Below are 21426 nucleotides of genomic sequence, written 5' to 3' on the forward strand. Positions count from 1 at the left end.
CATACGTAATGATGAGCTACCGATTATCAACAGGTAGCTATTATGACCCCTTACAGCGTGACCTTTATTCATGCCATTGATTACATGCTCGCGGCAGAAGGCGGCTATGTTAATGACCCCACCGATAAGGGCGGGGAAACAAAATACGGCATCAGTAAGCGCAGCTATCCTAACCTCAATATCGCCGCACTGACCCAAGAACAGGCTACCGAAATTTACTTTCGTGATTATTGGTTAAAAACCCATTGCGAGAGTTTGCCCCCTGGTATCTCCCTGGCGGTGTTCGACGGTGCTGTCCAACACGGTTACAAAGTGGCTAGCCAACAACTACAACGAGCTTTACGGGTGGCTGATGATGGTGTCATCGGTGCTAAGACACTGGCTGCGGCAGAGTCTATTACTCCGTTATTGCTGTTTGTGCGGCTGATGAATCAGCGTTCACAGACGTATACCCGCCTTATTGCCAACTCACCGGCGCAAATCCGCTTCATGAACGGATGGTTTAACCGTCTGGATAAGCTGACCACGGCCGTGCTGGAGGTGCTGTAATGACTTTGCCTGCCACCTCTATTTGCCTGCTGCAAAAGTTGATCCCCGAATTGCGTAATCCACGCTATCGCCGCACCTATTTGGAGGCAAGAGACTGTTGCCTGTGCCGTGCGCTGGCGGGGGAAGCGATTGACGAGGTGCCACTCTACAGCCATAACGCGACCTATCAGTCCTTTTATCGTCAGGGCTGGCAGAGCGTGACCGAGCAAGATATTCGCCTGGCTAAAACCGTGGGAATGAGCGCTGAAGTGGCGCGGCAAAAAATCGAAAAACTCTTTCGGGAGCCACATGCTCACTAATCTCAAGCAGCTTATCAGTAACCCTAATGGTCACCTTTCGACCTCAGACACCATGCTGTGCGGTGCCTTCATTGCCAGCACAACAGTATTACTCTGGTATGCCTGGCTGGGCCGCATGGATGAGTGGCTTTATATCGGCTATCTCACTGCCTGGGTCTTTAATACTCAGGCGTCTAAGCAGGCTTCTATCAAACGTGACCGAGAGGTAACCCCCAATGATTAACTTGTTACGCCAATATGGCTGGCCGCTGCTCTTTTGCATTGTCTGTCTGTCACTTGGGTTTTCATTTGGACAGACCTTCACTACAGCAAAATTAGCCCCTCAGATTACGGCGGCAGAACGCGCATTGAGTGAGGCTCAATTTGCCTTTGTCCAGGCACAGAAGAATGCCGCTGACCTCAATAATCAGGCGCTACGTAAAGCCGCCGCCAAACAGCAGACACTGAATGCGACCAATGAGCAACTGACCACCGATTTGTATGTCACCACCACCGCGCTGGCCCAGGCAAAACAACAGCATGACCGGAGTATTCCCGATGCAATTGGCAAAGATGGCAAGACTTATACCGGTATTGGCCCTGACAGCTTGCGGGTCTACACCGCCGCGCTTGGCTATAGAGCCGCCCCCAGTGATAACCGTGTGTCCCCGGCTACCGAACGCCATGACACAAATCCCCCTCAAACCCGCACCGCCGACGTCGGGGAGTCCCGAAGCACTCCTGACGCACGCCAGCCGCTACGGGGAATGGAGCCAGAATCTGGAAAGCAGGCTGATAGCCATCCAGCACTGGCAGGCAATTAACCAGGAATAGAGTCATGGCTGACGACGCAGATTATGCGAGTGAACTAGAGCAACAGGTGCGTGACCGGATTATCACGGCACACACCACCCGTAACCGGCTACGCAGCAATGGCATTTGTACCCATTGCGGTGGCGATATTGAGCCAAAGCGGTTAGCGATTGACCCAACGTTTACCCGTTGTATTACCTGCCAGGCATCAACAGAAAAAAGAGAGGCCCACGTTGTTAGACATTATTAGAGAGCATTGGGCCATCTTGTGGGCGCTGGGAACAGTAGGTTTCAACGTCATTCTGTTTACCCTGGCAAAAACTTACGCCAAACGGGATGAGGTTGAAACCCTCAAAACCCGCCTAAACGGGCTTGAGACCTCCTTTTCCACGCTGCCCAATCAAAAGGATCTGCACGCCCTGCAACTGGACATCGCGGAGTTACGCGGTGACCTAAAAGCGGCGGTGCCGGAGTTGCGGCAGTTACGGCACATGAGCGATTTACTGTTGCAAAACGAATTGAAGAATAAGGACTGAACATGCAGGAAATCTTGAACGAAGACCAGCGACTGGTGGTATTGCGCACGCTGGTTGAGTGCGGCGGGGATGCGAACGAATCGGTGTTGCAGACCTGCCTTGATGCCTACGGGCACCGTGTCAGCCGTGACCGGGTGCGGACGCATTGCCATTGGTTAGCCGAGCAAGGGTTGTTATCGGTGAAAGATGTTTCCGGTTGCCTGGTGGCGACATTATCGGGCCGTGGTACTGATGTGGCTGAGGGGCGCAGTTCCGTCCCCGGCGTAAAACGCCCACGCCCAAGGGGATGAGATGAAACTTAAACCGTTAACCTCCGGGCAAAAAAATATCGTGCGGATGATGGCCAATATCTATGTTTGCCAGGAAATTGAAACCCATGTGATTAAACCTCAAATGGAAAAAACGAGCGGCAAACCCTACGACATACTGGCAAAAGACAGTTTTGTTAATCATTTTATGGCGACAAACCCAGACCATAATCGCGTCTGGAAACAACTGCAAAAAGAAATCGTGGCCGTTCGGAAAGACCAACTGGCAAAAGCGAAGGCCAAAGCCAAGGCAGGCCCCCATGAGTGATAAACGCACCCGTGGCCGTCCGTCTAAAATCGATCTCCTGCCCTCCGCCATTCGTGATCAGTTGCACGGCTTGTTACGGGATAAGCGTCACACACAAGAAGATATCCGGGCCGCAGTCAATGAGTTGATTGACGGTCATGGTCTGGGCGATGACATGAAACTCAGCCGCACCGGCTTAAATCGCTATGCCAGCCGGATGGAAGAAATTGGCTCAAAAATCCGCCAGTCGCGTGAAGTGGCTGAAGTGTGGTGCGCCAAACTGGGTGACGCCCCGACCTCTGATGTTGGTAAGTTGCTGCAAGAAGTGGTCAGAACGCTGGCGTTCGAAACCTCCATGAAGATGAGTGAGGACGGGGAAACTGTTGAACCTAAAGCGATCAGTCAGTTGGCTCTGGCTATCCAACGGGTTGAGCAAGCGGCCATGACCAGCCTTAAGCGTGAGAAAGAGATCCGCGCCGCGTTCGCGGCGGAAGCGGCTGACAAAACAGAAAAAATAGTCAAACAGGCGGGGCTGACAGCCGATGCCGCTGCGGATATTCGCCGTCTAATTTTGGGGATCGTCTGATGCTGACCACCGAACTCACACCCGCCGCACAGTTTGTTATCTCCACCGCGCAGGCATTTAGCGATGATTACAGCGATGTCCTGCTGGGCTACCAAAAAAAGTGGATTGCCGACGATTCGCCGTTAAAAATTGCCGAAAAATCTCGCCGTACCGGGCTGACCTGGGCGGAAGCGGCTGACGCCTCGTTAACCGCCGCCAAGTCCCGTGAAGCTGGCGGGACGAACCATTTCTATATTGGCTCTAACAAAGAGATGGCGCGGGAGTTTATTGACGCTGCCGCCATGTGGGCCAAAGCCTACGGGCTGGCGGCGGGGGAAGTGGGTGAAGAAGTCTTTGAGGATGAAGACAAAGACATCCTGACCTTTATCATCTATTTTGCCAGTGGCTATAAAGTGCAGGCGCTGTCCAGTAATCCCAAGAACCTGCGCGGTATGCAGGGCAATGTGACCATTGATGAAGCCGGTCACCATGAGCGACTGGCCGAGGTGCTTAAATCGGCGCTGGCGCTGACCATGTGGGGGGCAAAAGTCCGCATTATCTCCACCCACAATGGCAATGAAAACCTGTTCAATGAGTTGATCCAGGACTCCCGCGCCGGGCGTAAACGCTATTCCATCCATACTATTACGCTCGATGACGCCTGTCATGACGGGCTATATCGGCGTATCTGCCAGGTATCAAAACAGGTCTGGTCACAGGCGAAAGAGGATGAGTGGAAAGCCAATCTGCTCAAAGACACCGCCACGGAAGAAGATGCGCTGGAGGAATATTATTGCGTACCGAAGCAAGGTTCCGGTGCCTACATCCCCCGCGTACTGATTGACCGGGCCACCCGTGAAGAACATCCCGTTCTGCGCTTCACCATGCCCGATGGCCATATGGAGTGGACAGAAGAGGAACGGCACCAAACGGTGGCCACCTGGTGCGAAGAGGAATTGGCCCCGCTGTTGACGCTGCTTGACCCCGATATCCGGCACAGTGTTGGCGGGGACTTTGCCCGTATCGCCGACCTGTCTATCTTCAGCGTGTCCAGTATCGAGCAAGACACCCGCCGCCGTCTGCGTCTGACGGTGGAGCTACGCAGTGTTCCCTACAACCAGCAGCGGGAAATCATCTTCTTTATTTTGCACGGTACACCACGACTGGTGGGGGTAGCACTGGATGCCGGGGGCAATGGCGGCTATCTGGCTGAAGCCGTATTGCTGCACTGGGGTGAGGATATGGTGGCCGCTATCCAGTTAAGTGAAAGCTGGTATCGGGAATGGGCACCGAAGTACAAGGCACTGTTTGAATCCGGTTATATCGAAATCCCGAAAGATGAAGACATCATTACCGACCAACGTCACCTTCAGGTGATACGGGGTGTCCCCAAGATTGACAAGAACCGCAGCACCGGCGCAGACGGGAACAAGCGACACGGTGACAGTTGCGTGTCCTACATGATGGCCGTCAGGGCCAGCTACATGGACGGTCAGATTATTGAATTTACCCCTTTGCCTGGGAAACACAGTGCTCCCAGCGAAGATGATGATTTACCTGCTAATGAAAGGGGATGCTGGTGAAAATGCTCAGTCGATTGGTTGACGCCTTTGGGCGTCGTTTTTGGTTCCAGAGTGAGCCGCAAACTGAGTCTGACGATTCACGGGTGAGCCAGTTGCGCCGCCATTACAGTGACCACCCCGTCAGTGGCCTGACGCCTGCCCGTGCGGCTGAAATTCTGGTGGATGCCGAACGGGGGCTGTTGCTCGAACAGTGCGATTTGGCCGAGGATATGGAAGAGAAAGACTCTCACCTTCAGTCTGAGCTGGGTAAGCGTCGCCGGGCTATTCAGTCCCTTAAGTGGACAATCAAGCCGCCCCCGAACGCCAGCCGCGAAGAAATCAGAGACGCCGAGCTGTTGACCGAAATTCTGCTGGATGCGTCATATTTGCCTGATTGTATCTTTGATGCCACCGACGCCATTTTGAAAGGCTTCTCCTGTCAGGAAATCGAGTGGGAGAATGTTGAAGGGTTATTGATACCGCGCGAGATTGAGTGGCGTGACCCTGCCTGGTTCCAGACGCACCCCGATGACCGTAATAATCTGCGGTTGCGCGATGGCAGCTATCACGGTGCCGAACTCCAACCGTTCGGCTGGATACAGCATTATGCGAAATCGAAATCCGGCTATCTGGCCCGCACCGGCTTAATTCGTACTTTGGTCTGGCCGTTTATCTTTAAAAACTACTCTGTCCGTGACCTGGCTGAATTTCTGGAAATTTACGGTTTGCCTATCCGGGTCGGTCAATACCCCGCCGGAGCCACCGACAAAGAGAAACAGACTCTGCTAAACGCGGTGATGTCGATTGGACATAATGCCGGGGGGATTATTCCCCGCTCAATGCTGATTGATTTTAAAGCCGCCGCTGACGGCACGGCAGACCCATTCTTGGCGATGATGTCCTGGGCAGAACTCAGCATGTCTAAAGCCATTTTAGGCGGCACTCTGACCAGTCAGGCCGATGGAGCCAGCAGCACCAATGCGCTGGGCAATGTCCACAATGAAGTGCGCTTTGAAGTGCGCTCCAGCGATGCCACCCAGTTATCGGCCACCCTGACCCGTGACTTGTTATTCCCGCTGTATGTGTTTAATTGCCAGTCGTATAACAATCAGCGCCGCCATCCGCGTTTTGAGTTTGACCTCTCCGAACCGGAAGACGTCACTGCCTATGCTACCGCCTTGCCGGGGCTGGTCGGCATGGGCATGAAAATCCCCGTTCAGTGGGCACACGATAAGCTGCAAATCCCGATTGCGGCCAAGGACGAGGATTGCCTCACAGCCATTGCACCGGCTCCCGACTTTTCCCAGGCATTGCTCAGTGCTCATGCTGTTCGCCCTGGTGTCGCAGCCCTGACAGCCGCGCCACAGCCAACGGATGTGATGCCAGATGCGGTGAGTGGTGAGCAGTGGCAAACCGCCATCGACCCGCTGTTGACGCCGATTATTGAAGCGCTGAATAGTGGCGGTTATGCAGCGGCCAGGGCCAAAGCCGATGAGTTGTATGTGGGGATGGATGACACCCAAATCACAGATATCCTGCACCGGGCCATGTTTGTGGCCGAGACCTGGGGGCGACTGAATGCCACAGCCGGTTGATTTGGGTTATGCGGCGACGTTAGAGCCTAAACTTGCCGTCGATTACTTCCGCTCGAAGGGCTACGTCATTAGCTGGAATTGGCAGGAGACGAAGGCCGCCACTCATGCACAGGCCTTTACTGTGGCCAAAGCGGTGCGCATGGATGTGCTGACCTCGATTAACAGTGAGGTTGACAGGGCATTGAGTGATGGCACCACCGAACGCGAGTTTATCAAGACCCTCACCCCACGCTTGCAAGCGCAGGGATGGTGGGGGAAGCAAATGATTGTTGACAGTGCCGGAGGGATTGAAGAGGTTCAGCTTGGCAGTCCGGCCCGGCTTGCGACCATCTACCGCACCAATCTGGCCACGTCCTATCAAGCGGGGCGCTATCAGCAGCAGCTTGGCAGCACCGAGACCCATCCTTATTGGCAATATATCGCCATCATGGATGGCAACACCCGCAAAAGTCATGCGGCCATGCACGGGCGGGTCTTCCGTTTCGATGATCCAATCTGGGATACCTTGTATCCGCCGAACGACTGGGGATGTCGTTGCCGTGTACGGGCACTGACCGCCGAGCAGGTCAAGCGGATGGGCCTCACGGTGGAGTCCAGCGTTGGGGCCATTACCACCCAAACAGTAGAATCGGGCGTTGATAAGCGCACCGGTGAAGTGTATGAATCTGACGTCACCACCTTTACGCGGGGTAAGCAACGCATGACCACGGGTGCCGGTTGGGCGAACAACGCCGGGCAGTTGGCCATGGGGGCTGACGTCAATATGGCCCGTAAGCTGGTTGAACTGCAAAACCGGCAGTTACGTCAGCAGGTTATCCAGTCGCTGAATAATGCCCCAGCACGACAAGACGCTTTTTCGCAGTGGGTAGGCAAGGTGCTGACCACCCGCAGCCCCGGCAGCAGCGTGCAACCGCTGGGGTTTATGGCGGAGGATATCGCCACGGCCGTGGAAGCCCGCACCGGCAAACCGGCGGCGCGGCTGCTGGCCATCAGTGAAACAGAGTTGGTGCAAGCCGACAACGTGAAACGCCAAAAGAAAGGGCTGTCCCTGACGTTGGCCGAGTACCAGACACTGCCTCGCGTAGTGGCCAATCCGTCGGCTGTACTGTGGGATACGCAGACCCAGCGCCTGATGTACATCAGCGGGGAGGCGGACAGTACGCTCAAAACTGTAGTCAATGCACCGTGGCAAACGGGCCGCATTGATACACTGGATGTGGTGGTCACACCGCAGCGCGTCCCTTTGTCTGCCCTGAAAAAAGGCATGGACAGTGGCCAATACGAACTGTTACAGGGGGCACTGTAAATGCAGATTGATTACAAATTCGATGACAGCAGTATCGTCAAGGCGTTTAAGCGCCTGGAAAAACTGGGGCAAGATACCACTCCCATCACCCGTGCCATCGCTGCCGTGCTGGCCAGCGAGAGCGAGGACGCTTTCGCCAGTGAAAGTGACCCGACCACCGGAAAAAAATGGGCACCCTTGAGCGATGACTATAAAGCCCGACTGGCGAAGAAAGGCAAGACCGGCAGTATGCTCCAGCGCAGCCAGGGTGGGCTGGCCATGTCACTGTCTACCGAATATGATGCGGTCAGTGCGGCCATTGGCACCAATAAAGTGTATGGCCCACTGCACCAATGGGGAGGTTTGCCGCATATGCCCCGTGGCCCGGCAGCGGTTCCGGCGCGTGAGTATATGGGGGTATCGCCGCAAGGGGGGGCAGATATCCTTGCCATTATCAATGAGCAGCACGCTAAGGCATTAAAGGCGTAATCGATGCAGGTTTACCTTTAAAAAGTGTTAAACGTGCCACGGCATTTTTAAACGGGGTTTAAAGGGGGTATAGTGCCACCTCATCCGTTATTTCCCGTTTTTATCCTCATCAGCCTCTCGCCGATGGTGTGATCTACCACAAACCCACCTGATTATCAGACCCGCCGACAATGGCGGAATGAAAACAAAAAAGCCGACTCACTCACGTTTAGCCATCCTCAATTCGACGTTATCCGGTTCGAATGACGGCTGGTATCAATTGCTGCCCGCTGGTCATTTCAGCGCCCGCGATGGTCGCCCTGATGACGTGGCAAGTGGCTCCTGGTTTATGGATGCCACGATTGCTGAAGCTTTTATTCAGGCCACGGTAGCCGTCAATCAGCCGGTACTGTTCGACTATAACCACATCACCCTCAAACAAGACGACGATGCCACCGCCGCCCGCGAAGCCATTGCCGCTGCCTGGCTGAAAAATCCGCGTGAAAATATGCAATGGCGTGAAGGTCAGGGCTTGTTTGTACGCCTGGCATTTACCCCAGCAGCACAGGCGGCGATTGATGCGAGCGAATGGGCCTACCTCTCTGCTGTTTTCCCCTATGACGAACAAGGCTATCCGCTGTTCCTGCGGATGGGTGCATTAACCAACGACCCCGGTCTGACCGGTATGGCCTCACTTGCCGCCCTCGCGGCGCAATCTCTGATAGATATCTCCCCCGAAAAGGTAACTGAAATGAATGACACCATTCGCCAACTGTTAGAACGGCTTGGCATTGAACTCCCCGAAGACCTGGACTCACTCACTGAAGACGGGTTGGACGAACTGTTACAACAAGCGCTCAGTGCGCTGGATACCATTCTGGCGGCGGCTGAAGTGGCGGTTGATGCATCGTCAGCCCTTGACGACGCGGCTAACCCTGAAGATGCCCTCAGTGATGTGTTGGACGTGGTTGACGGTGCAGCGGCGGATATCGTCGAAGCCGAACAAATTCTGGAGGACGCCGCGCTGAACGGCGTGGATTTGACCAAATTTGTCCCGGCGAAAGCCTATCAGTTGCTGGCGCGTCGGGCCGCTGTATTGTCGGCCCGTTCACGAGGCGGCAATGTAGAAACGGTTATCCAGAATGCCCGCCGTTCTGGGCGTGTGACGGCAGCAGAAGTGCCTTATCTGCGTGCACTGGGTAAGCAACACGGTGTGGCTGAGTTAACCGCAGCCATTGGTGGCCGCAAGCCTGTCGTCGCCTTAAGAGCGCGTCAGACCAGCGGCCTTGGTAAGCCACCTGCCCGTATGGCGGTTCTCTCCGCTGTGGAAAAAGACGCTGCCCGCCTTCAGGGATTAACTGAAGCGGAATATCTGAAACGCAAGAAAGGAGCCGCTAAATAATGGCACTCGTAACCCCCGCACTGATTAAAGCGCTGTTTACTGGCTGGAATGGTGACTTCCAGAACGGTCTGGATGGTGCAGCCAGCCAGTATGAACAAATCGCCACCATCGTACCGAGCACCACGAAATCCAATACCTACGGCTGGCTGGGTCAGTTCCCTGGTATGCGTGAATGGATTGGCGATCGTGTCATTAAAGATATGCAGGCACACGGCTATCAACTGGTTAACCGTCCATTCGAGAGCACTGTCGGCGTGAATCGTGATGATATCGACGATGACAACGTGGGTATTTACTCCCCACTGTTTACCGAAATGGGCCGCGCCGCCGGTGTCCAGCCTGACGAACTGACGTTCGGCGCATTGTCGCAGGGCTTTGACACCCTGTGTTATGACCGCCAGAACTTCTTTGATACCGACCATCCGGTCTATCCAAAAGTGGACGGCTCCGGCACGGCACAAAGCATCAGCAATATTTTGCTGGAGGAAGATTACACCGGTCAGCCGTGGTTTGTGCTGGACTGCTCACGCGCCATCAAGCCGATCATTTTCCAGAACCGCAAATCACCAGAATTGGTGGCGATGGATAAGGTCGATGATGAAGATAACTTCATGCGCAAACTGATCCGCTACGGGGTCGATACCCGTTGCGAAGCCGGTTATTCCTTCTGGCAGTTGGCCTATGCCGCGAAAGCGCCGCTCAATAGCAATAACGTGTGGCAGGTCATTCAGTCCATGCGTTCGGTGCGTGCTGATGGGGGCCGTCCACTGGCCATTCGTCCTACTCATCTGGTGGTTCCACCGTCCATGGAAAAACAGGCTACGCAGCTTCTTGAGCGTGAACTGACCGTCGACAGTGAGGGTGGAACCGTCAGTAATGAAATGAAAGGCCGTCTGGAGTTGATCGTCGGTGACTATCTGTAAGCCGAGACAACCCCGTTTTAATGCCCTTTTAAACAGGGTGAAAACCCTGTTTAAACCTTATCTAAGGAAGCTGGATGTCATGCCAAACCCAAATGAAACGAATGTGGAGTGCGTCGATATGGTCGGCGTTAGCGTGGTCAATACGGCACATAGCGGCTATCGCCGGGCGGGGTTTGTTCTCGCCCTGGGCGACAATGTTTTGCCACCGGTCACTGCGCAGCAGTGGCATGCATTGGAGGCAGACCCACGTCTGTCTGTGTCGGTTATCGCGGCAGCTACGGATGATTTGCCGTCGCGGGGGGTGGCCAATTCCGTGCTACCTGACGTGGTAGGCGTACAACCCACCCGCGCCGAACTGTTGTTGGGTGCGGTGATGTGTGCCGAGCTGGAAACCGACCCTCTGGTTTTCTCTACCAAAAGTGGCACGCCGCGCATGGATAAATGGCGTTCTCTGGTCGGCGATGACCTGACCGCCGAGGAAATCTCTCTGGCACTGGCGGGAGGCGCACAAGCATGAGTTACGCCAGCCTGACCGATATTTACAGCCGTTACAGCGCAGGTTCCCTGCATACCCTGGTCGATACCAAAATTGAACACTGGGGCGACCTGGACGAAGCGGAACTGGCTATTGAGCGGGGGCGTTTGATCCAGATTGCATTGGATGATGCCGCCGCCACCATTGATGGTTATATCGACAGTCGGGCCACGCTGCCGTTAAAAACCGTGCCACAGGTATTGGTCAGGCTGGAGTGTGTGCTGGCCCGTTTTGCGCTCGAAGACGGTGCTGCGACAGATAAAGCCACCAAAGACAGTGAAGATGCGTTGCGGTTGCTGGAAAAAGTCGCTGCCGGTGATGTCAGTCTGGGTCTCAGTAAAGAGGCTGAACGCCCTGACGGTGGCGATGTGGCCATGATGAGCAGTGCGGGCAGTGTCTTCAGTCGCGACAAATCCAGAGGGTTTATCTGATATGGCGGCCCCGTCTTCTGTGACCACTGAAATCTCTGACGCACTGCTTGCCGGTATCCGCCAGTTGTTCGGAAAAACGTTGCGTAAGGTGGATACCCATCCGGGCCAGTGGAGTGACAGCGCCGTCAAAACCATTATCAACACGGCCCCCGCTGTTTATGTGGCGTGGTTGGGGGGCCGTCCGGGCACCATCCGCCAAACGATGGTCAGTACCTGGGGGATTTTTATCAGTGCTCAGGTGTTGAATGGCCGTACCAGTGACCAACCGGGCATCTATCAAATCGTCGAACGTCTGACTGCCTGGTTGCACGGGCGACGTCTTTCCCCTGCGGGTCGCTTTGTGCTGACACAGGCGGGCAATCTGTGGAGCGATATCCAGAGTGCAGGCGGTGTGGCGGTCTACGGTCTGTATTTTGAGGCACCGCAGCAGTTGCCGGATGCGATAGACCTCAATGATGATGATATCGGTGACTACGCCACCCACTATCAACAATGGGCAGAGCCTGCCGGCACGCCGGAACAAGAGGCACTTATTTCCCTTCCTATCCAGGATAAACCACATGACTGAGTTACATATCAAACCGGCCCCAGGGCTGACGGTTCGTGACCCTGATTCTTACGAGCCGTTAGCCGCCAAGGGTGAAAAGAAACCGCGCACCGGCTTTTGGTTGCGCAGACTCAAAGACGGTGACGTCGTGACCGTCACTGCCGTTGTTGACGCCGCTGCACCCAAGAAAGGAGCCGATAAATAATGACCATTTCATTTAAAGACATCCCGGACAATATCCGTGTGCCGCTCTGTTATATCGAGTTTGATAACAGTGCTGCGGTCAAGGGCACCCCGCAGGTATTACATAAAACCTTGCTGTTGGGGTTGCGTCTTGCTGCCGGTAGTGTTCCGGCGGGTCAGCCGTTTCGCATCACCTCCGCCAGTGCCGCCGAAGACGCTTTTGGTCGTGGCTCTATGTTGTCCACGATGGCCAGCGCCTTTATTCAGGCCAATGCCTACAGCGACCTGTGGGCGATTGCCATTGATGACGATGAAGAGGGTGTCAAAGCCACTGGCACTGTTACCTTGTCTGGCACCTGTGCAACACCGGGGCAAATCGCGCTGATGATTGCAGGCACACCGGTGCGCGTGACGGTGTTGGCCAGTGACACTGTCGCTGCGATGGCCACCAAAATCACGACGGCTATCAATGCCCGTAAAACCTTGCCGGTGACGGCGAAATCCGCCGAGGGTGTCGTGAAGCTGACTGCCAACTGGAGCGGGGCCACCGGTAATGATATTGATATCCGGGTGAATTATTACGACGGCGAAATGCTGCCATCCGGTGTGGGCTGTGCCTGTAGCGCCATGACAAACGGTGTAGGTAATCCTGACCTGGCTGACGCTATCACGGCCTTTGGTGATACCTGGTGGAATTACCTGGTTAACCCATTCACCGATACCGCTAACCTCGACCTGCTCAAACTGGAACTGGTGAACCGTTGGGGGCCACTGCGTCAAATTGATGGCCAGTGCTTTATGGGGTTTCGTGGCACCCATGCGGTGACCAGCACCTTTGGCACGCAGCGTAATGACTATCTGTTCTCCACCATTGGCACCGGCATCGCACCACAGCCACCGTATCTCTGGGCAGCGACTGCCGCAGGCGTGGCGGTTGCCTCGCTAAGTATCGACCCTGCACGGCCTTTGCAAACCCTTGAGCTTCCGGGATTATTGCCACCCTCAATGGGGGAGCGCTGGGCGTTGAATGAGCGCAACCTGCTGCTATATGACGGGATTTCAACCTACAGCGTGGCGGCGGGCAATGTGGTGCAGATTGAGCGGTTGATCACCATGTACCGTGAAAACAGTTTTGGTGACCCAGACCCCAGCTATCTGGATGTGGAAACCATCGCCACCTTGTCCTATCTGCGCTATTCCACCCGTACCCGCATTACGCAAAAGTTCCCGCGTCATAAGCTGGCCAGTGACGGCATCCGGGTCAGTCCGGGGCAAGCCATCGTCACTCCGGCTGTGGTCAAAACCGAGTTGCTGGCGTTATTTACCGAACACGAGTGGGCCGGGCTGGTTGAAGGGTTTGAGGAGTATAAAAACACACTGTTGGTTGAGCGTGACGCCAATGACCGTAACCGCTTGAACGTTCGCGATAATCCTGACCTGGTGAATCAGTTCCGTATTTACGCGCACGCTATCCAATTTATTTTATAAAGGTGAATGAATGACCAGTCCATATCAATACACCGGCGTGGCGTATGTCCGGGTGAACGGTAAAGAGTATCCCACCAAAGAGGGGGCCACCTTTACGCCGGGTGGCATCAGCCGTCAGCCGGTGGTCGGTGCCCGTGTTTACGGCTGGCAGGGCAAGCCCAAGGAAGCCAAGCTCAGTTGCACTATCCCGCAAGGGGCGGGGATTTCCCTGTTTTATATTAACGGTCTGGATGATGTGACGCTGGAGTTTGAAAGTGATACCGGTGAGCGGTTCATGATGGCCAATGCCTGGAACACCGGCGAATCCACCCTGACCGATTCCGGTGACATTGCCACCGCGTTTGATGCCCGTGAATCCAAGGAGATTTAAGTGATGAATATCCAGTTAACACATGGATTGTCTTACGGCAAAGGTGCCGAAGAGGTCAAACAGTTTGATGTTGAGCTGCGGGAGCTGAATGCCGGTGACCTGATTGAGGCAGAGCAGGCCAGCGAACGCATGGTCATGACACCCAAAGGGCCAGCTCTGCTCGCCAGTCCGGCGACAATGGGTTACGAGATGATGCGCCGTAGCATTGCCCGCATCGGTATTATCCAGGGGCCACTCTCTATGGCCTTGCTGAAAACCTTGCATCAGGACGATTTGGAACTGTTACTGACAGCCACCAACGTGCAAAGCGATACGGCCATCGCCACGGTTAAACAGGTGATAGACGAGGGGCGATAGTCTGCGGTACGTCAAGAGCATCGAACGTACTGCCTTACAAATCGGCATTGTTTTGAAGGGCGGCCCGGTCTGGGCGTTGGGCCTCCCGCTGTCAAAACTTATCCTTTACCAGCACTGGACGAAGAAGAAATAAATGGCCACTGAGAATCGCGCGAAATTCATTATTGACCTGGTGGGTAACGTGTCTCAGCGTGCCCGTAATTTTGGCCACAGCATTCGCCAGTTAGGCGCTGATGGCAGTATGTCCATGCGCCTGTTGTCCCGCTCGGTCAGTGGTGCTAATAGCATTCTGGACAAGTTTGATAATAAGCTGGTTGGCTTTGCCACGGGTGGCGGTTTGGTCATGGCAGGCAAACGAGTCGGGGAGCAGAGCCAACTGCTCACCGAGCTGGGCACGCGCTATAACCTCACCGCTGATCAGGTCAACAGTTTTAATGAGGCGATATGGCAAACCGCAGGCAATCGTAAGACCCCCTATACCGACCTCATTACCGCGACTGAAAAGTTTTTGGAGCGGACGAACGATGTTGATGGCTCCATCCAGCAGATGGATAACATCGCGCTAGCGATGAAAGGGATCGGGTTGAATGCGCAAGATGCCGGGGATTTGGTCAGTGCATTCTGGACGTCTGGCACCAAAGACCTCAAGGCGATGACCAAAGCCCTTGACGGGCTTTCCTCTGTTTCTCTGATTGGCACCGGCAATCTGTCAGACCAGGTGCAGTCTGTACCGGGTATCATCAAGAATACCTCATGGAAAAAGCCGGAAGATATCGCGCAAATTGTTGGTATGCAGCGATTGGCCAACTCACAGTTCAATGATCCCTCTCAAGCGGCCAGTGCGACCAATGACTTTTTTGACTCCATTAAAAACAAAGATAATCAAAAAATCCTGCGTCGAAATGGAGTCGAAGTTTATAAAGATAAAAAACAAGGCATCTATAAATCTCCTGCTGATTTAGCGCTGGAAATAGGTAAAGCAGCAAAACAGAAAGAACATAATTTTAAGGATATTTTTAACGGTAACGCCCTGCAAATGATGATGGGATTAGCCAATAAAGATAAGCAGCAACAACTCAAAGGGTTAATGAATCCGACCAATGTTAAAGAAGGCTTTACCGATGAGAAGGCATCAAAGAATATTCAGACGTTAAACAGTGCAATAACGTCGCTCACTAATGCCGGTGAGAAATTCGCCCAACTTAAACTGGCCAAGCCGGTGCAAGACCTGGCTGATGCCATTAATGACCTGTCCCCTGAAGAACTCGATAAATATACCGGTATTTTGGAAAAGGCTACCTATGCCATCGGCGCGGCCGTTGCTGCCCGTTATACCTATAGGGCCGGTAAATGGGGTAAAGACTTGCTCATGGGGCCAGGTAAAAAAGGCGGTGGTGGTGGCGGAGAATTGGGTGCTGATGGTTCGGTGGTGCCGGTATTTGTCACTAACTGGGAAGATGGTAACGGTAATAAAGACTCAGTACCTGGCAGCGATAGTAAATCTAATAACGGAGGATTGATGGGGACAGCCATCAAGACTGCGCAGGAGATAATGAGCTTTATGCCTACGGAGGATGAGCTAAAGCAGCGAATGAAACAGTTAAATGAGGAGCAATATCCTGATGGTCGCAAGGCTAAACATGCCTGGCTTCCTGCTCCGATTGATAACTGGCTGCAAGACAGAGATAAGCAGCTCACCGAGCAAGGCCCGACAGCATCCCCTTATGTACGGGGTGGAACCCTGGGCGAACAATGGAATCAGTCGCAAGCCAACGCCCCGACTGAAGCCCGTGATTTTCGTCAGACTATCACGCCGCCAGAAGGAAAAATTACCGTGGAGCTTTCTTCAAAAGACAGTGGCTTACAGGTTAAAACCACCGAAGTGAAATCTAAAGGCGTCGATTTGCGGGTCAACACTGGCTACACCTACGGCGGGGGGATGTAATGGACTATGCAACCTTGTTTGAGGATACCTCATGGCGCGGCCGTCTTGCTGATGGCAAAGGCTCTTTCCGGGGTGTGCCGTTCTGGATGACTGAAGATGCGACCCTAACCGGTGGCCGTCGCATTGTGCGCCATGAGTACCCGTTGCGTGATGATGGCCAGACCGAAGACATGGGACAAGCCCTGCGCCAGTATGCCTTTACGGCGGTGGTGTACGGCGATAACTATTTCGACCTACGCGACTCACTGATTGAGGCTCTTGAGGCTGAGGGTGTGGCCGAACTTGTCCACCCGAACTGGGGCACCTTAAACGTCCAGATTGAGACCTATACGGTGCGCGAGTCCTGCGGGGCACAGGGCACTGCGATTTTTTCCATTACCTTCTCGCCAGCGGCGGATGATACGGCCCCAATTGAGGCCGAGGATACGCAGCTTAACAGCGACAGCCTGGCCGACAGTTTACTCAGTGACGTCCAGGCAGGCTGGGCCATTGCCACCGAAAAGATGGCGGATGCCACGGCGGCGATGAACGAAGTGGAAAAAACCGTTAATACCCTGACCAACGGTGTGCGCGGGTTAACCTCCAGTTCGGGTGGCGGGTCATTGTTGGCGGCGGCACTGGCGTTAAAAGGGTCAATCAAGAACTTGATGAATACCCCCGGCCAACTCTTTGGCGACATGTTTGGTCTCGTCAAGGGGATAGCACAAACCGGCACTTCAGCGGTGTCCAGTCTTGCCTTACAGAAAACGCTGGTCGGCGTACAGTCGCAATTCACCTCAAATGACCCGGCAGTGGCCCGCGTTCAGCAGGTCATGAATACCGCTGTAACGACCTATATTGCCGCCGAACTGGCAGGCGTCACGCTATCCGCTGCCAAAGAAGGCGCTCAGGTAACGCCCAGCGGCCCAACGTTAACGGGGGGTAACGATGGCTTGTCATTGACCTCATCTGCGGTGCCAGAGACCGGAGCGTCAGCGATTGAAACGCTGGAAGACAGTCATAAAGCGGTGACCGAGTTGGGCAATACCTTGCTGGAGGCACTGATAGAGACCGGTGATTTAGGCTGGTATCAGACATCCAGTCAGGTGCGAACCTACCGTTTGACCTTTATCCAACACATGATGGCCACCGCACAAAACCTGCCTGCGGCCAGAGCGGTGCAGCTCACCGGAACCGAACCGGCTTTGGTGGCGCTGTACCGCCATACCGGTGATGTTCGCCACCTTGAGCGTTTTATCCGCCGTAACGGTATTCGTCATCCTGCCTTTGTCACGGGTGGCGTTGATGTGGAGATAATCAATGACGCATCGCATTGAGTTGTATTTGGGTAACCGGATTTACAGTGGCTGGAAAGAATTGAGTATCACCCGCAGTCTCGAAGAAATCGCCGGACAGTTCACGTTGGGTGTCACGGTGAACAGCGGCGATTCGCCGTTGGTATTAAAAGCCGGGACAGCCTGCAAGCTGGAGATTAACGGCCAGCGCATTATTACCGGTTACGTGGATACGGTTGAGACAGACGTCGAGGGAACAAACCGAACCACCACCGTAACCGGGCGCGATAAAACCGGTGACCTGGTGGATTGTGCAGCGATACACGGCAAGGGCCAGTGGCGCAATGTCTCGCTGGCCACCCTCGCCAAAGACGTCTGTCAGCCTTTTGGGGTGGCGGTTATTTGGCAGGTTCAACTGGCCGCAGCCGCCGCAAAGTTCAAGGTCTGGCAGATTGAGCCAGGGGAAACTGTCTTTGATATGTTGTCACGGGCAGCACGCCATCGCGGCGTGTTGATCACCAGCAATGCCCAGGGTGACCTGGTCTTTACCACCGCCAGTAAAAACCGGGCAGGTACGTTGATTCTAGGGACTGACGACAGCGATAAAAACGCGCCAGGCACCCGCATGTTATCCGTTAAAACCCACCTGTCATGGGCCGAGCGATTCAGTCTGTTTCGCGTCAAAGGCGGGTGCAGTGGTGGTGGGTTGTGGGGTGAAACCCAAACGGCCAGCCAGGCAACATCGGTGCATGTTGATGTGACAGACCCGGATATCACCCGTTATCGTCCGACGATTATTATCGCCGATGACAACTTCACCAAAGCCAAAGGCAACGCACGCGGGAGCTGGGAGCAGAAGCGGTCAATGGCCCATGCCACTACAGCCACTGCCACAGTACAGGACTGGTTTAATCAGCAGGGCCAGCTTTGGTCACCTAACCAACTGGTGACCGTCAAGGCGACGGCGGCGGGATTATCCGAGCGGGATTTGTTAATCACGACTGTCACCTTTGATTTAACGCAAGACGGCGGCACCGTCACCGAACTGGAACTGATGCCCCGTGAAGGCTTCGAAGAACCGGCACAGCCTGACGCGAAATTTAATGATGGGATATGGCGATGATAAGACAGATAAATAAGATTACGGCCAGTTTTCAGCGCCGCCTGCGCCTGCTCATCACCCGTGGCGTGGTCAACATGACCAATGACAGCCTGAAGACGCAGAACCTTCAGGTGTCAATGATGGCCGATGAGACAGCGGATGATGTTGAGCGCTTCCAGAACTACGGTCACAGCAGTGTGCCCCCCGCAGGCAGTGAAGCCATTATTTTATCCGTGGGTGGTATTCGCCAGCATCTGGTGGCCATCGCCGTGGATGATAAAAACTCACGACTGGGCAACCTTGAACCCGGTGACAGCGCCGTCTATCACCTCGAAGGTCACAAGATTGTGCTCACCAAAGACGGGGTTATCCAGATTGTGTGCAAGCGTCTTGAGGTGGTCGCCGAAGACGAAATCCTGTTTGACTCACCCCAAACCCGCTTTAGCGGTGATGTTGATATTCTGGGTATCAGTAAAGCTAACGACCACCAATCCAGCGGGATTAGTGGCACTGGTCACACCCACCCAGAACATGATGGCTACACCACCGGAGGGCCAAACACATGACTGATATTGCATTGATTTGGCAAACCGATGGCGCGGATATTGCGGTGGGGAATGCGGATATTCTGCTCGATGACTCACTGAGTACCGCCGTCATTATTTCCCTGTTTACTGACCGGAGGGCGCTGGACTCTGATGAGTTGCCCGCCGGGCCGAATACGGACAAGCGTGGGTGGTGGGGGGATGTATTTCAATCCCGCCCGATGGGGAGCCGTCTGTGGTTACTGTCCCGTGAGAAGCAAATGACATCGGTATTAATACGGGCCAAGACCTACGCCGACGAGGCGCTGGCCTGGCTGATTGATGAGCGACACGTTAAACAGGTGCAGGTTACGGCAACAGCTCCCCGGCAAGGGATGCTGCATCTGGCCGTCACGCTGACACTCCCGAACGGCAGCACCGTCCCTCTGTCGTTTAACACCACTTTAAACGGTATTTAAATGGCTTACATTCCCCCAACATTATCTCTGTTGCTGGCCCGTGGTCAGGCCGATATTGAAAGTCGGTTACCTGGCACGTTTGCCCGGCCCCGCTTCAGCACCGCCGGAGCCGTGGCGTTTGCCAATGCTGGGAACGCCGCAGGGTTACATGACCATTTAGCCTGGACATCGCGCCAGATAGTTCCGCACCTGGCGGATGACGATAAACTGTTAGAACATTGCGAGTTTTGGGGCGTCTGGCGCAAACCTGCCGCCCATGCCGGTGGTGACGTACTCGTGACGACAACCCGCGAAGCGGTTATCCCTGAGGGCACCCGCTGGCAACGTCCTGACGGGGTGGTGTTTGAGTCGGTGGCAGAAGTGAGAACCGGTGCGGGTCGCGTCCCTGTATCAGTTGTGGCCATTGAGGCAGGCAAGAACAGCAACACCGCCGAAAATGTGGCGTTAGAACTCATCTCACCGATTGATTTTGTCCAGAGCAAAGCGCTGGTCAGTCAGACGACGCTCAGTGGCGGTTCGGAAGTGGAAAGCATCGACTCGTTGTGCGTGCGCTTGCTGTTTCGGGTGCAATATCCCCCGTCTGGCGGTAACCCGTTTGATTATGTCCGCTGGGCGCTGGAATGTGCCGGTGTGACTCGCGCCTGGTGTATTCCCCGCTATCGGGGGCATGGCACCGTGGGCGTGATGTTTGTGCTGGATGAAGAGGTCAATATTTTCCCCACACCCAACGATATTGCCCGCGTAAAAGACTACCTGACCGCGCACATTAACCCGGTGACCAACCAGGTTGAGGGCAAGACTGTCGGGGCGGAATTGATTGTTGAAAGCCCTAACCCCTTACCCCTAAACCCTGTCATTCGTGTGTCGCCTAGCACCGAGGACGTCAGGGCAGCGGTCAGTGACAGCTTGAACTCCTATCTTGCTACCCTCCCGCGTGGTGGCACAGCGTTACTATCCCAACTGCGGGCCACCATATCAAACGCGCCAGGCGAAACGGATAACACCCTGATATTCCCTACCACAGACCTGTATGCGGCTGAGAATGAATTGTTTGTTTTGGGGGATATCGAATGGCGATGACCGCGCAAGACTATCAGCAGTCAGGATTGCATCTATTGCCGAACGGCAAAGCCTGGACGAAAACGCCAAGCAGTTCTCTGGCACAACTGATGCTGGCTACCGGTGAAGAGTTGGCGCGGATTGATAGCGTTAACGATGCACTACTCAATGAGATGCACCCTGACCGTGTATTTATGTTACTGGAACCATGGGAAGACTTTGCCGGTCTGCCGGATTGCAGCATCGACAGGGAAGCAACGATTGAGAGCCGCCGCAGTGCGCTCAAAACCAAGCTGACGATGGCCGGGAGTTTGTGCATCCCATTCTATGAACAACTGGCGGCATCGCGCGGTTACAGCATTACGCTGGTTGAGCGCTACCCACACCATTGTCTGCGGGACTGTAATTATCTCCTTCATCCTGAAACTAACTGGTTTCGTGTCTTTGTCTATGTAGCCTCAACACTGACGCATTACGCGACGGTACTGGACAATTGCAGGCAACGTTTACGGATGGCCGATGCGGTAGACCTGGAGTGTTTGCTGGAGCGCTATGCCCCAGCAGAAACTGAATTTATCTTTATTTACGAGGATTGACCATG

The 21426-nt window shown here is 54.6% G+C and carries 29 protein-coding genes; all 29 read left to right on the top strand.

Annotated features, from left to right (window positions below; genetic code table 11):
- Positions 1-42 precede the first annotated feature (42 nt).
- The 29 genes from ACF3VQ_RS09305 (at position 43) to ACF3VQ_RS09445 (ending at position 21421) form a co-directional block, all read left to right on the top strand.
- Positions 43-549: a glycoside hydrolase family 108 protein gene (locus tag ACF3VQ_RS09305; RefSeq protein ID WP_392434927.1), complete on the top strand. Its 507-nt coding sequence runs from the start codon at positions 43-45 to the stop codon at positions 547-549.
- On the top strand, positions 549-848 hold the full coding sequence (locus ACF3VQ_RS09310; RefSeq protein WP_392434929.1) for a hypothetical protein: 300 nt from the start codon (positions 549-551) through the stop codon (positions 846-848). Before ACF3VQ_RS09305 ends, ACF3VQ_RS09310 begins: the two co-directional genes overlap by 1 nt.
- Positions 838-1071: a hypothetical protein gene (locus ACF3VQ_RS09315; protein ID WP_392434931.1), complete on the top strand. Its 234-nt coding sequence runs from the start codon at positions 838-840 to the stop codon at positions 1069-1071. Before ACF3VQ_RS09310 ends, ACF3VQ_RS09315 begins: the two co-directional genes overlap by 11 nt.
- Positions 1064-1651, top strand: a complete 588-nt coding sequence (locus ACF3VQ_RS09320) for a hypothetical protein (RefSeq protein ID WP_392434933.1) — start codon at positions 1064-1066, stop codon at positions 1649-1651. The genes ACF3VQ_RS09315 and ACF3VQ_RS09320 overlap by 8 nt, the downstream gene beginning before the upstream one ends.
- A 14-nt stretch (positions 1652-1665) precedes the next feature.
- Complete coding sequence (locus ACF3VQ_RS09325) at positions 1666-1890, top strand: TraR/DksA C4-type zinc finger protein (protein WP_392434935.1); 225 nt, start codon at positions 1666-1668, stop codon at positions 1888-1890.
- Positions 1874-2176: a DUF2730 family protein gene (locus ACF3VQ_RS09330; RefSeq protein WP_392434937.1), complete on the top strand. Its 303-nt coding sequence runs from the start codon at positions 1874-1876 to the stop codon at positions 2174-2176. Before ACF3VQ_RS09325 ends, ACF3VQ_RS09330 begins: the two co-directional genes overlap by 17 nt.
- Positions 2177-2178: 2 nt before the next feature.
- A complete protein-coding gene (locus tag ACF3VQ_RS09335; RefSeq protein ID WP_392434939.1) occupies positions 2179-2466 on the top strand; it encodes an ArsR family transcriptional regulator in 288 nt (95 codons plus the stop codon).
- Between the two features lies 1 nt (position 2467).
- Entirely contained in the window at positions 2468-2752 is a 285-nt protein-coding gene (locus ACF3VQ_RS09340) for a hypothetical protein (RefSeq protein WP_392434941.1), read from the top strand.
- Positions 2745-3317: a DUF3486 family protein gene (locus ACF3VQ_RS09345; RefSeq protein ID WP_392434943.1), complete on the top strand. Its 573-nt coding sequence runs from the start codon at positions 2745-2747 to the stop codon at positions 3315-3317. Before ACF3VQ_RS09340 ends, ACF3VQ_RS09345 begins: the two co-directional genes overlap by 8 nt.
- Positions 3317-4879, top strand: a complete 1563-nt coding sequence (locus ACF3VQ_RS09350) for a hypothetical protein (RefSeq protein ID WP_392434944.1) — start codon at positions 3317-3319, stop codon at positions 4877-4879. Before ACF3VQ_RS09345 ends, ACF3VQ_RS09350 begins: the two co-directional genes overlap by 1 nt.
- A complete protein-coding gene (locus ACF3VQ_RS09355; RefSeq protein WP_392434945.1) occupies positions 4870-6453 on the top strand; it encodes a DUF935 domain-containing protein in 1584 nt (527 codons plus the stop codon). The genes ACF3VQ_RS09350 and ACF3VQ_RS09355 overlap by 10 nt, the downstream gene beginning before the upstream one ends.
- A complete protein-coding gene (locus tag ACF3VQ_RS09360; protein ID WP_392434946.1) occupies positions 6437-7759 on the top strand; it encodes a phage minor head protein in 1323 nt (440 codons plus the stop codon). Before ACF3VQ_RS09355 ends, ACF3VQ_RS09360 begins: the two co-directional genes overlap by 17 nt.
- Positions 7760-8227, top strand: a complete 468-nt coding sequence (locus tag ACF3VQ_RS09365) for a phage virion morphogenesis protein (RefSeq protein ID WP_392434948.1) — start codon at positions 7760-7762, stop codon at positions 8225-8227.
- Positions 8228-8405: 178 nt separating this feature from the next.
- The gene (locus tag ACF3VQ_RS09370) at positions 8406-9608 is read left to right on the top strand and encodes a phage protease (protein ID WP_392434949.1); all 1203 of its coding nucleotides are present in this window, start codon (positions 8406-8408) and stop codon (positions 9606-9608) included.
- Complete coding sequence (locus tag ACF3VQ_RS09375) at positions 9608-10531, top strand: Mu-like prophage major head subunit gpT family protein (protein WP_392434951.1); 924 nt, start codon at positions 9608-9610, stop codon at positions 10529-10531. The genes ACF3VQ_RS09370 and ACF3VQ_RS09375 overlap by 1 nt, the downstream gene beginning before the upstream one ends.
- 79 nt (positions 10532-10610) lie before the next feature.
- Complete coding sequence (locus ACF3VQ_RS09380) at positions 10611-11048, top strand: HI1506-related protein (RefSeq protein ID WP_392434952.1); 438 nt, start codon at positions 10611-10613, stop codon at positions 11046-11048.
- Entirely contained in the window at positions 11045-11497 is a 453-nt protein-coding gene (locus ACF3VQ_RS09385) for a gp436 family protein (protein ID WP_392434954.1), read from the top strand. The genes ACF3VQ_RS09380 and ACF3VQ_RS09385 overlap by 4 nt, the downstream gene beginning before the upstream one ends.
- Position 11498: 1 nt before the next feature.
- Positions 11499-12065: a DUF1834 family protein gene (locus tag ACF3VQ_RS09390; protein ID WP_392434956.1), complete on the top strand. Its 567-nt coding sequence runs from the start codon at positions 11499-11501 to the stop codon at positions 12063-12065.
- Positions 12058-12249, top strand: a complete 192-nt coding sequence (locus ACF3VQ_RS09395; protein ID WP_392434957.1) for a DUF2635 domain-containing protein — start codon at positions 12058-12060, stop codon at positions 12247-12249. The genes ACF3VQ_RS09390 and ACF3VQ_RS09395 overlap by 8 nt, the downstream gene beginning before the upstream one ends.
- A complete protein-coding gene (locus tag ACF3VQ_RS09400) occupies positions 12249-13715 on the top strand; it encodes a phage tail sheath subtilisin-like domain-containing protein (RefSeq protein WP_392434959.1) in 1467 nt (488 codons plus the stop codon). Before ACF3VQ_RS09395 ends, ACF3VQ_RS09400 begins: the two co-directional genes overlap by 1 nt.
- A gap of 10 nt (positions 13716-13725) precedes the next feature.
- A complete protein-coding gene (locus ACF3VQ_RS09405; protein ID WP_392434961.1) occupies positions 13726-14085 on the top strand; it encodes a phage tail tube protein in 360 nt (119 codons plus the stop codon).
- Positions 14086-14088: 3 nt separating this feature from the next.
- On the top strand, positions 14089-14442 hold the full coding sequence (locus ACF3VQ_RS09410; RefSeq protein WP_392434963.1) for a hypothetical protein: 354 nt from the start codon (positions 14089-14091) through the stop codon (positions 14440-14442).
- A gap of 133 nt (positions 14443-14575) precedes the next feature.
- Positions 14576-16387 (top strand): hypothetical protein, encoded by a 1812-nt coding sequence (locus ACF3VQ_RS09415; protein ID WP_392434964.1) that lies wholly within the window; start codon positions 14576-14578, stop codon positions 16385-16387.
- Positions 16387-17703 (top strand): DNA circularization protein, encoded by a 1317-nt coding sequence (locus tag ACF3VQ_RS09420; protein ID WP_392434966.1) that lies wholly within the window; start codon positions 16387-16389, stop codon positions 17701-17703. Before ACF3VQ_RS09415 ends, ACF3VQ_RS09420 begins: the two co-directional genes overlap by 1 nt.
- Entirely contained in the window at positions 17687-18784 is a 1098-nt protein-coding gene (locus ACF3VQ_RS09425) for a phage baseplate assembly protein (RefSeq protein WP_392434968.1), read from the top strand. Before ACF3VQ_RS09420 ends, ACF3VQ_RS09425 begins: the two co-directional genes overlap by 17 nt.
- Entirely contained in the window at positions 18775-19329 is a 555-nt protein-coding gene (locus tag ACF3VQ_RS09430; protein WP_392434970.1) for a phage baseplate assembly protein V, read from the top strand. The genes ACF3VQ_RS09425 and ACF3VQ_RS09430 overlap by 10 nt, the downstream gene beginning before the upstream one ends.
- Positions 19326-19766: a phage GP46 family protein gene (locus ACF3VQ_RS09435; protein ID WP_392434972.1), complete on the top strand. Its 441-nt coding sequence runs from the start codon at positions 19326-19328 to the stop codon at positions 19764-19766. Before ACF3VQ_RS09430 ends, ACF3VQ_RS09435 begins: the two co-directional genes overlap by 4 nt.
- On the top strand, positions 19767-20846 hold the full coding sequence (locus ACF3VQ_RS09440; RefSeq protein WP_392434974.1) for a baseplate J/gp47 family protein: 1080 nt from the start codon (positions 19767-19769) through the stop codon (positions 20844-20846). It begins immediately after the preceding gene.
- Positions 20837-21421 carry a YmfQ family protein gene (locus tag ACF3VQ_RS09445; RefSeq protein WP_392434975.1) on the top strand — a complete coding sequence of 195 codons (585 nt, stop codon included), beginning with the start codon at positions 20837-20839 and terminating at the stop codon, positions 21419-21421. Before ACF3VQ_RS09440 ends, ACF3VQ_RS09445 begins: the two co-directional genes overlap by 10 nt.
- Positions 21422-21426 lie beyond the last annotated feature (5 nt).

It is taken from the genome of Yersinia fenwicki (genome assembly GCF_043099325.1).
GTDB lineage: Bacteria > Pseudomonadota > Gammaproteobacteria > Enterobacterales > Enterobacteriaceae > Yersinia.

Coding starts and splice junctions, on each gene's coding strand:
- ACF3VQ_RS09305 (WP_392434927.1), top strand. CDS start 43: ATGACCCCTTACAGCGTGACCTTTATTCATGCCATTGATTACATGCTC.
- ACF3VQ_RS09310 (WP_392434929.1), top strand. CDS start 549: ATGACTTTGCCTGCCACCTCTATTTGCCTGCTGCAAAAGTTGATCCCC.
- ACF3VQ_RS09315 (WP_392434931.1), top strand. CDS start 838: ATGCTCACTAATCTCAAGCAGCTTATCAGTAACCCTAATGGTCACCTT.
- ACF3VQ_RS09320 (WP_392434933.1), top strand. CDS start 1,064: ATGATTAACTTGTTACGCCAATATGGCTGGCCGCTGCTCTTTTGCATT.
- ACF3VQ_RS09325 (WP_392434935.1), top strand. CDS start 1,666: ATGGCTGACGACGCAGATTATGCGAGTGAACTAGAGCAACAGGTGCGT.
- ACF3VQ_RS09335 (WP_392434939.1), top strand. CDS start 2,179: ATGCAGGAAATCTTGAACGAAGACCAGCGACTGGTGGTATTGCGCACG.
- ACF3VQ_RS09340 (WP_392434941.1), top strand. CDS start 2,468: ATGAAACTTAAACCGTTAACCTCCGGGCAAAAAAATATCGTGCGGATG.
- ACF3VQ_RS09345 (WP_392434943.1), top strand. CDS start 2,745: ATGAGTGATAAACGCACCCGTGGCCGTCCGTCTAAAATCGATCTCCTG.
- ACF3VQ_RS09350 (WP_392434944.1), top strand. CDS start 3,317: ATGCTGACCACCGAACTCACACCCGCCGCACAGTTTGTTATCTCCACC.
- ACF3VQ_RS09355 (WP_392434945.1), top strand. CDS start 4,870: ATGCTGGTGAAAATGCTCAGTCGATTGGTTGACGCCTTTGGGCGTCGT.
- ACF3VQ_RS09360 (WP_392434946.1), top strand. CDS start 6,437: ATGCCACAGCCGGTTGATTTGGGTTATGCGGCGACGTTAGAGCCTAAA.
- ACF3VQ_RS09365 (WP_392434948.1), top strand. CDS start 7,760: ATGCAGATTGATTACAAATTCGATGACAGCAGTATCGTCAAGGCGTTT.
- ACF3VQ_RS09370 (WP_392434949.1), top strand. CDS start 8,406: ATGAAAACAAAAAAGCCGACTCACTCACGTTTAGCCATCCTCAATTCG.
- ACF3VQ_RS09375 (WP_392434951.1), top strand. CDS start 9,608: ATGGCACTCGTAACCCCCGCACTGATTAAAGCGCTGTTTACTGGCTGG.
- ACF3VQ_RS09380 (WP_392434952.1), top strand. CDS start 10,611: ATGCCAAACCCAAATGAAACGAATGTGGAGTGCGTCGATATGGTCGGC.
- ACF3VQ_RS09385 (WP_392434954.1), top strand. CDS start 11,045: ATGAGTTACGCCAGCCTGACCGATATTTACAGCCGTTACAGCGCAGGT.
- ACF3VQ_RS09390 (WP_392434956.1), top strand. CDS start 11,499: ATGGCGGCCCCGTCTTCTGTGACCACTGAAATCTCTGACGCACTGCTT.
- ACF3VQ_RS09395 (WP_392434957.1), top strand. CDS start 12,058: ATGACTGAGTTACATATCAAACCGGCCCCAGGGCTGACGGTTCGTGAC.
- ACF3VQ_RS09400 (WP_392434959.1), top strand. CDS start 12,249: ATGACCATTTCATTTAAAGACATCCCGGACAATATCCGTGTGCCGCTC.
- ACF3VQ_RS09405 (WP_392434961.1), top strand. CDS start 13,726: ATGACCAGTCCATATCAATACACCGGCGTGGCGTATGTCCGGGTGAAC.
- ACF3VQ_RS09410 (WP_392434963.1), top strand. CDS start 14,089: ATGAATATCCAGTTAACACATGGATTGTCTTACGGCAAAGGTGCCGAA.
- ACF3VQ_RS09415 (WP_392434964.1), top strand. CDS start 14,576: ATGGCCACTGAGAATCGCGCGAAATTCATTATTGACCTGGTGGGTAAC.
- ACF3VQ_RS09420 (WP_392434966.1), top strand. CDS start 16,387: ATGGACTATGCAACCTTGTTTGAGGATACCTCATGGCGCGGCCGTCTT.
- ACF3VQ_RS09425 (WP_392434968.1), top strand. CDS start 17,687: ATGACGCATCGCATTGAGTTGTATTTGGGTAACCGGATTTACAGTGGC.
- ACF3VQ_RS09430 (WP_392434970.1), top strand. CDS start 18,775: ATGGCGATGATAAGACAGATAAATAAGATTACGGCCAGTTTTCAGCGC.
- ACF3VQ_RS09435 (WP_392434972.1), top strand. CDS start 19,326: ATGACTGATATTGCATTGATTTGGCAAACCGATGGCGCGGATATTGCG.
- ACF3VQ_RS09440 (WP_392434974.1), top strand. CDS start 19,767: ATGGCTTACATTCCCCCAACATTATCTCTGTTGCTGGCCCGTGGTCAG.
- ACF3VQ_RS09445 (WP_392434975.1), top strand. CDS start 20,837: ATGGCGATGACCGCGCAAGACTATCAGCAGTCAGGATTGCATCTATTG.